Genomic DNA, 7,230 nt, shown 5'->3' with positions numbered 1-7,230 from the left:
AGCATCAAAAGGGGTTGTGTGGCGGGCGGCGTGGGCAGCTAGGAAGTCACTTGAGCTTCTGGGCTCATCCTGAGTCTACTGCAATGCTGGGCCGGGCTGTCGGCCAGCACCGGCTATCCCGATCGCATCAGAGAGTCTAAAGATGTATGGTTAACGAAAGGTTGATGTGGCGTCAGATTATTCCACGATGGCTAGCGCCGATGACCACAGACAGTGGCCAACTATTAGGCCTGTTGTGGAATGCGGTCCGTAACACGCTGCTCATTTCCGTCTGTGAATGGAACGAGATCCTCTCGATTGCCGGACAGATCCTCGAACGCAGCGACAGTGCCGTAGAGGGGCTGCTTTTATGGCGCACGAGGCCGCGGATCGGAGCCCAAGCCGGAACATCTCACGCCAAGAATCCAGCAACAATGGAAATGTAGGCACACAAGCTTTTCTAGACCGGGTTTCAGCCAACCACCAGCTTCGCGTATTCCGAGTGACGGCTCACCCAACCAGCCATAAAGGGGCACTCCGTGACGACCTTTCGCCCGCTGCCCTGGATCAACTCAAAGACCCCTTCGGCCAGCTTGGAGCCTATGCCCTGACCGGAGAGTTCTTGGGGAACTTCAGTGTGGACGAGAATGACCCTCTCACCTTCCAGTCGGTAGGCGGCCACTGCTACTGCATCCCCGACAGGAAGCTCAAAGCGATGTTGGGCCGGATTGTCGATCACGCTATCCTTCATAACAGCTCTCCATTCAACCCGCTGCCAGCGCTGCAACTCCCAGTACTGACCGAACCTTGCGCGCTCCCTTTGCCAGTTTGAGTCCGCATTGGTTCCCCCGCAAGCCCTTGTGTGCTTCGACATCCTTGAAGCAACAGATCAACAGCCAAGTTGGGGTAGATGCTTGAAAAGGTGGAGCTCCAGACTCTATTCTGCACTCGGAGCGCTGTATTCTGGCTGGTCTCCGGCAGCAATTTGCGGGCTCTGGCAGGACATGCTGTGACCTCTTCCTTGTTCAAAAGGAAGCTTGCTTCAGTGCAGGTGTGTTGAAGCACGCTTTCGGGAGTTTGCCTTTTGACCACGCTGAAGCAGTTCGAAGAAGCCTTGTGGGTCCAGGGGATGCACATGGCCCTGGCCATCCTGGAGACCCTTCGCAGCGAGGATAAGAAGACAAGGACGATTGCTCCTGCCCGTCGTGTCTCCGGGTGTAAGATGACGCCGGAGCTGGCGCGCAAGATCCTTGAGCTCCATGGCACGACGGATATGACCCAGCAGGAGATTGCGTTTCAGCTTGGGGTCAATCAGGGTCGCGTGAATGAGGTAATAAAGCGCAGGAAGTGGCTCACCGAGGATCCACGTGCGCTGGAGGCTGTGGCACGCGACAAAGCCAAAGCCCGGATGGAGCGAGGCAAAGCGGACAGGCCGCCCCGCGAGAAAGAGCAAGCCGCCGTGGTCGGGGCAGAGAAGGCGCCTCGTCGAGCCAACACTAAGCCGCGTAACCCCGCGCAGCTGTCGATCGATGATTTTCTCAAAGGGCTATGAACTCGACGAATGCCCATGGGCGTGACGCAAAGCGCCCTGGCCCGAGTTCCTGTCTGGGCATGTCCAAGTCATGTTAGGGTTCAAATGCAAACGAGGCTTATTCGCATCCTCAGGCCGCGTCTTAGAACGACTTGGGACACCAGATGGGTGGCGCTGGGGTGTTCCGCCTGAGCGGGAGATCCCAGTTCGACTGTCGGACCAGCCTCCGGGCACCTCTGGAACGGTAACATCCTTCACGAGGCTCTCCAGTCTGGACGTAAACCTTGGGAAGGAGCCCTGGAGACGGTCAGATGCTCGCCGAGCTGCAGTCCCTTCTGAACCAGAAACGCGTTCAAGGCATCAACATGGAAGACGAAGCCTCTCAGGCTGCCTGAGTCCAAAGGGATGGCACCTCAAGCATAGCGTGGGAATAAAGCCAAACCTTGCTCGGGTCTCGGCTCTATCCAGACCTTGGAAGGACGAAGCCACGCCCGGCTTTTGCCCCACCGGAAGGCGGCTTCGTATAGACCAACTGCCTGTGCCAAGGGCACCAGCTCGAGCCCTCCTTCGTCCGGCCGCCACAAAAGACAGCCTCTGAGCCTCCATCTGAGACAACATAGCGGCATTGCCGCTCTCGGAGCTTAACGAGCGTGGTTCTATCGCGAGAGGAGGGCTCAGGAATCTCAGTCTCGGGCATTGCTCAAGGTACTCAGTGACAATTGGCTTGAGGTCAAAAGGCCCAAGACCTTAAGAGTTCCATCGCCAGCAAGGACGGGAGCAGAACATTTCGTTCGCCGCGCTCTTCCCGGTACAGTCACTGCAATGACGATCCAGCATGGTTGTTGATGGGCCTTTAGCTTAATGGTTAGAGCCGGCTGCTTATAATGGCCTGTCCCGAGGGCAAGTCCCTCCAAGCCTACTACACCTCAAGCCTGCTTTGCCCTTGTTGTCCGCACCACCACACAACGAGGTGCCCTTCAGCTTGAATGGCTACTATCGCCTCAGGCTGACGTCGGGAGTAGAGGAGCACTACGGATCAGAGTCGAGCGAGAGTCATTCTCAAATATCCATCTTTGTGACGACATCGATTAGCAGTTCTGCACGTCGCTGTTATGTCTTGGCAGAGTCAAACGGCACAGCCCGAACTGGAAATTCCGGTTTTTGACTGCTGTCTCAGAATCGAGTGCGTAACTTGGAATCATCTGGAACCAGGTTTTTACCTGCGAATTGACTCGGCTTTTCGGCTAAATGATTCAAGCCAAAGAAGTTTTCCAACGGAGAATCCAATTATTGTGAATGGATTCTTGCGCTCCGACTCCACTCGCCTCCGAGAATCGGGCAACACTCGTATCGCTACGAGTATCATGGATGAACGCTATGGCTGATGCAGCGAGTCGCAAGCGAGCTCAACGTCTCCGTCAAACCCGTCGTGAGAGGGGAGACAGGGAAACCAATGTCTGGCTTCCCCGGGAAATCGGCAATGCGATCGACCAAGCCGTCGAGAGTGGCCGCTACCCTTCGCGTCAGGTCGCGATCACCCATGCCCTCGAAGCAGCCTTTGTTCAGAAGGAGCCGAACACGGTAACGTAACCTAGGCAAAGCAAAAGGCCCAAGGAGCTGGAAACTCCGAGGGCCTTTGGAGACCACCACGAGGGTGGGCATAAGCGAATGTTTGGCGACATCCTTATGCCATCCCGACAAGCTGTGTGTCAAGAGCATCGGTTTCGGTGAACGCTCCCGCTTTGCCCTCACAGAGGAGGGTACGATGCAACTCGCATCGTCAGGAGGCCGGCGGCTGAGACATGCCGCTCTGGCCGCAAGAGAACTCGCGCTCGAAGCCGGGCGCACGGTGACGCGTAAAGAACTATCTGCGGCAGCCCGGGACGCTGCCAAGGCCCTGGAATTGCGCAACGGCCCCCGATCGATCTTGTCCGAGCTCGTGGCCTGCTGGGGTGAGCAGGGATGGGAGCGGCTGCTCGTGTGGCCGTCCAACGACTACCTCATGAGCCGCACCGGCCTGTCGGAGCGGTCGGTCCGCTATGCCTTCCGGGTGCTGATCGACCAGCAGCTGATCGTTCCGAAAGAATCCCCCAACGGGAAGCGTTTTGCCGTCAAAGACTTAGGCGGCGAGATCGTCGATGCGTTCGGCTTCGACCTGACGCCCGTCTATGCTAGGCGAGGAGAGTGGACCGAGCGCCTGATCGAGCAAAAGCAGCTCAGGGAAGCCCGCAAGCGCGCCTTCGACGAGATCACCATCGCCCGCCGCGCCGCGGAAGAAGCCTTGAGTGCCCTGGCCGAGCACTATCCCGATCTGGACCGCTCAGATCTGGAAGACCGTCTCAAGGCTCTGAAAGCCCGGACGCCATTACGCAGCACAAAAGTGATGCCGCTGGACGTTCTCGACGCGTGGAAAGACCTGAGGACACTTTGCGAGAAAGCATTCTTTGATGCGGGCAATGGGGGCAAAGATTGCCGTCACACTAATAACAACAACGAATCTCCTAGTGAGCCTTGTAACAAAGGCTTTCCGAAGAAAGCTGAGGCGGTTCGTTCAACCGAACAAACCTCGGAGCACCTATCACCGGAATTGATCCTTGAGGCCTGCCCCGCCATCAGCGACTACGGCCAACCTGTCCAGGATCTGGCAGACATCGTTGCCGCAGGTCGCTACCTGCGAGCCTCCCTCGGGGCGCATGAGAGCGCCTGGGCCGAGGCCGTGGAGGACATCGGCACCGTCAGGGCAGCCATCGCGGTGATCTACGTCCTGCAGCTCTATGAGGACGACATGGCCAGGAACGGTGGCGAGAGCCGGATCAAGAACCCGGGCGGCTACTTCCGCGCCCTCACCCGCATGGTGAAATCCGGCAAAATCGACCTCGCCGTCGAACTCCTCGCCATGAGGAGGCGAAGAATGTCGTAGGCAGGGGAACCGTGCTCGTGGAGATGATGACTAGCCAGCGTGCGTGGGTTCAGAGAGCGAAAATTGCAGGGTGCATCACGGCTGTGAATCGTTAAGGCTCAATCGATTCAGGACTTTGATTGGACCTCGTCCCCGGGCCCGCGTGACACTGGCGCATGGCTCACGACACGATCCACTATCTCGTCCTGCACCGGTGCGATCCAAGCTGCAACATGGCTCGCTACTATGTCCTGTCGATCGAGCCGAGCCTGTTTGGTGATGCGACCCTGATCCGCGAGTGGGGGCGCCTTGGGCGACTAGGACAGCGGAGGGTCGAGCTCTACGAAAACCAGTCATGCGCCGTGGAAGCGCTCGAGATTTGGCTCCAACGAAAGCGTCGACGTGGCTATCTGCTACAAGGCGGGTAGGGCAGGGAAGCCTGGATCGGTCTCAGCGTAGGATCTTGAGCAGTTCTTCGACAGCTTCAGTTTCCTTGAGACTGCCCCTCTCGTACTGGCGCAGCACGTCCCGGATCTGAGCGCGCTTTGACCGTGAGCTGCCAACCTGCTCATCATGGGCGGCTACTTGCCTATGGATCACAGGCGGCAATGCAGGCTTGCGGAAGTAGGTCTGAGCTTTTTGCAGCAGTCTCATGGTCAACATTCGTGGCGGATAACACACATGATCGATAGGCGCTCTTGAGGCCGGTTCGTTGCCTCCTATCCTTAGCAACCGGCAGGATCGAGGAAGACAGACTTTGGTCGAAGGCATTGGGGCGAGAAAGCCGCGCTTTGATCTCTGTTATGGTATGAGCGGGGCTTCAACAGTGCACACGGCTGATGGTGTCGAGCGGGCGCTGAGAGGATGACCGCAAATGGATGAGAGTTTCTCGCCGACCATTTTCCTTTACGGCATGGCCCTCGTGCTCGCCGTGGGAAAGGCGTTCACGCTGACGATCTGGCGGACCCTTCCGAAACCCAGACCAGGGCTGAGACAAGAAATGCTGCAGGCCTGGAAGAACCGCAGGCTTCAGAAGCAGGCTGCAACAAACGCAGTTCAGCCTCCTCGCAGAGAGCCGATGGCGGACGATCCCCCGAGGACTGCTGAGGAGGCTAAGAGGGAGCCACACGCCACAATGCCCGCTCCAGAGACCCGCGGCTTACTTCCGAGCCGCCATGAGATCATGGGTAAGGACAGTGAGCTTGCCGATCAGCGATGCCATATCGCTCGGATCGCATGACCACTGAGTGCCGATAGCCGTCCCATCGGAGGATACGGACACGACGGCAAGAGAGCGCAGCTTGCCCTCGCGGGCGAGCCGCAGATGCTCCTGTAGGAGGTCGATCATCGAAGCTGTGTTCTCGTCGACGGGCGGTGTGTTGACGGGACGGAGCTTGGCCACCGATCTACGTTCGCTAGCTTGCTTTTCGCTCATGGTGCACCCCTCAATCATTCCCAGGCTCTTGCAGACCTCTCATCGAGAATGCGCACTAGACATAAACCAAGTGTCAACACTAGGCCGACATAGTAGAAACATCGGCCGTGTCGTATTTCGACAACACTGCTGAGTAAGCTTAACCAATACACTAAGCAGCTGCCGTTGTGAGGATCCTCTACAGTCGTGGGTAAGCAGTCAACAACTGCGCAGATGTAGATACAGATGGGTGACGGCTTACGTAAGGAATGCGCAAACAACACTTGGCTCAACACTGTGAGGGATAAGGATTCGCGTGAGCTCGGCCTCCAGGCCGACCGTATGTCGGAAGCCGAAGTGGCCCTGCGGCTAGCCGAGTTCATCCTGTCGCTTCCCGGCTCGGGAGCCATGGCCAGCGTCGCGGTCGATGGAGCCCGCATCAAGGTCGGTGACCTGCTCGTCTTCGACACCGGCCGCTTCATGGCCGGCACGGGATGGGAGCAGATCAAGAAGCCGCAGGTTGGCCGCAACGCCTGGACCGGTACCTACCGCCGCGGTGACAAGACCATCCGGGTGCACTCGCGGCCAGGCGAAGGCAATGTGGTCGCCACGATCGATAGTCGGCGCATCGTTGCACAATGCACCAAGGGACCGTTGGCCCGAAAGCCAGGACGCGACGAGCATTCGCTGCTGACGACAGCGCTCGGAGAGGCGCTGCTGTTCGATAGCGGCGGCGATGACATCGTCGTCGCCGCTGTGCCCGATACACCTGTCTTCCGCATGCTTGCAGAGACTTGGCGTCGCCGACCGCTGGTCAGACGGGCTGGCATCCGGATCGCCCTCGTGGCGCGCGACGGCGCAGTATCGGGCTTGGCCCTCTAGCACTTCCCTATCTGCAGAGGATCATCACGCTCATCGCTTTCGCGTGATCCGCAGGGTCGGCTGGCGCGAGAGGCGTCTTGACGCCTTTCGCCCCACGCGAGGAAACGTGTGGTGAGTGTGTCTTCGCGCGCCCAGAGCTGGGGTAAGCGGCCGGGCCACGGATGCGGCTGCGGTCATTGTAACCCTGAGAGCCTGCGGCGTTCCTCCAGCAAATTCCGGCGATCTCAAAGAGCAGGGCGCCGCTCCATGTCTTTGACGATTATAAGACCGGCGGCTTGCCTTAGGCCGGGCCGGTTTGTGCCGGGTACGAGGAGAGATGAAGCAATCCCAGGAGAGAATGACGGGAAGATCACCGGACGGTTGAAGGAAAAGACGAGATAAATCCCAAAAAGGACACCTCACGCCTCGCTCACAGGCGATCCGAAGCGGTGCAGCACCTGAGACAAGAGTGACATCGTCGATCCTTCGACGGGCGGCCCGCACAACGCAGGCCAGCCCACCCTCATCATCAACCCTCATTGAGAC

General features: G+C 58.6%; 9 protein-coding genes. 5 read left to right on the top strand and 4 right to left on the bottom strand.

Translation table 11 applies throughout. The annotated features are described in order from the left end of the window. Positions 1-451 precede the first annotated feature (451 nt). Positions 452-730 (bottom strand): GNAT family N-acetyltransferase, encoded by a 279-nt coding sequence (locus tag JKG68_RS30205; protein ID WP_202065913.1) that lies wholly within the window; start codon positions 728-730, stop codon positions 452-454. A gap of 333 nt (positions 731-1,063) precedes the next feature. Between JKG68_RS30205 and JKG68_RS30200 the strand changes: the two genes are divergently transcribed. After that, positions 1,064-1,531 carry an RNA polymerase subunit sigma-70 gene (locus JKG68_RS30200; RefSeq protein WP_202065911.1) on the top strand — a complete coding sequence of 156 codons (468 nt, stop codon included), beginning with the start codon at positions 1,064-1,066 and terminating at the stop codon, positions 1,529-1,531. Positions 1,532-1,970: 439 nt separating this feature from the next. Here the strand turns inward: JKG68_RS30200 and JKG68_RS35030 are convergent, their stop codons facing one another. Next, positions 1,971-2,207, bottom strand: a complete 237-nt coding sequence (locus tag JKG68_RS35030; RefSeq protein WP_202065909.1) for a GcrA family cell cycle regulator — start codon at positions 2,205-2,207, stop codon at positions 1,971-1,973. Positions 2,208-2,887: 680 nt separating this feature from the next. Here JKG68_RS35030 and JKG68_RS30190 point away from each other — a divergent pair. The 3 genes from JKG68_RS30190 (at position 2,888) to JKG68_RS30180 (ending at position 4,837) form a co-directional block, all read left to right on the top strand. Then, positions 2,888-3,100 carry a hypothetical protein gene (locus tag JKG68_RS30190; RefSeq protein ID WP_246516064.1) on the top strand — a complete coding sequence of 71 codons (213 nt, stop codon included), beginning with the start codon at positions 2,888-2,890 and terminating at the stop codon, positions 3,098-3,100. Between the two features lie 175 nt (positions 3,101-3,275). Continuing rightward, positions 3,276-4,430, top strand: a complete 1,155-nt coding sequence (repC, locus tag JKG68_RS30185) for a plasmid replication protein RepC (protein WP_202065905.1) — start codon at positions 3,276-3,278, stop codon at positions 4,428-4,430. Positions 4,431-4,585: 155 nt separating this feature from the next. Then, positions 4,586-4,837: a WGR domain-containing protein gene (locus tag JKG68_RS30180; RefSeq protein ID WP_202065903.1), complete on the top strand. Its 252-nt coding sequence runs from the start codon at positions 4,586-4,588 to the stop codon at positions 4,835-4,837. 22 nt (positions 4,838-4,859) lie between these two features. Here JKG68_RS30180 and JKG68_RS30175 read toward each other — a convergent pair whose 3' ends face one another. Further along, positions 4,860-5,063, bottom strand: a complete 204-nt coding sequence (locus tag JKG68_RS30175; protein WP_202065901.1) for a hypothetical protein — start codon at positions 5,061-5,063, stop codon at positions 4,860-4,862. A 505-nt stretch (positions 5,064-5,568) separates the two neighbouring features. Beyond that, the gene (locus JKG68_RS30170; RefSeq protein WP_201865026.1) at positions 5,569-5,844 is read right to left on the bottom strand and encodes a hypothetical protein; all 276 of its coding nucleotides are present in this window, start codon (positions 5,842-5,844) and stop codon (positions 5,569-5,571) included. 276 nt (positions 5,845-6,120) lie between these two features. Here JKG68_RS30170 and JKG68_RS30165 point away from each other — a divergent pair, with 276 nt between their 5' ends. Continuing rightward, positions 6,121-6,705, top strand: a complete 585-nt coding sequence (locus JKG68_RS30165) for a hypothetical protein (protein WP_312891047.1) — start codon at positions 6,121-6,123, stop codon at positions 6,703-6,705. Positions 6,706-7,230 lie beyond the last annotated feature (525 nt).

Origin of the sequence: Microvirga aerilata (genome assembly GCF_016743775.1) — a bacterium.
Lineage (GTDB): Bacteria > Pseudomonadota > Alphaproteobacteria > Rhizobiales > Beijerinckiaceae > Microvirga > Microvirga aerilata.
This window is presented reverse-complemented; position numbering and strand designations above follow the sequence as displayed.

Excerpts from the sequence above, each read along its gene's own strand:
- JKG68_RS30205 (WP_202065913.1), bottom strand. The coding sequence starts at position 730 with ATGAAGGATAGCGTGATCGACAATCCGGCCCAACATCGCTTTGAGCTT.
- JKG68_RS35030 (WP_202065909.1), bottom strand. The coding sequence starts at position 2,207 with ATGCCCGAGACTGAGATTCCTGAGCCCTCCTCTCGCGATAGAACCACG.
- JKG68_RS30190 (WP_246516064.1), top strand. The coding sequence starts at position 2,888 with ATGGCTGATGCAGCGAGTCGCAAGCGAGCTCAACGTCTCCGTCAAACC.
- repC (WP_202065905.1), top strand. The coding sequence starts at position 3,276 with ATGCAACTCGCATCGTCAGGAGGCCGGCGGCTGAGACATGCCGCTCTG.
- JKG68_RS30180 (WP_202065903.1), top strand. The coding sequence starts at position 4,586 with ATGGCTCACGACACGATCCACTATCTCGTCCTGCACCGGTGCGATCCA.
- JKG68_RS30175 (WP_202065901.1), bottom strand. The coding sequence starts at position 5,063 with ATGAGACTGCTGCAAAAAGCTCAGACCTACTTCCGCAAGCCTGCATTG.
- JKG68_RS30170 (WP_201865026.1), bottom strand. The coding sequence starts at position 5,844 with ATGAGCGAAAAGCAAGCTAGCGAACGTAGATCGGTGGCCAAGCTCCGT.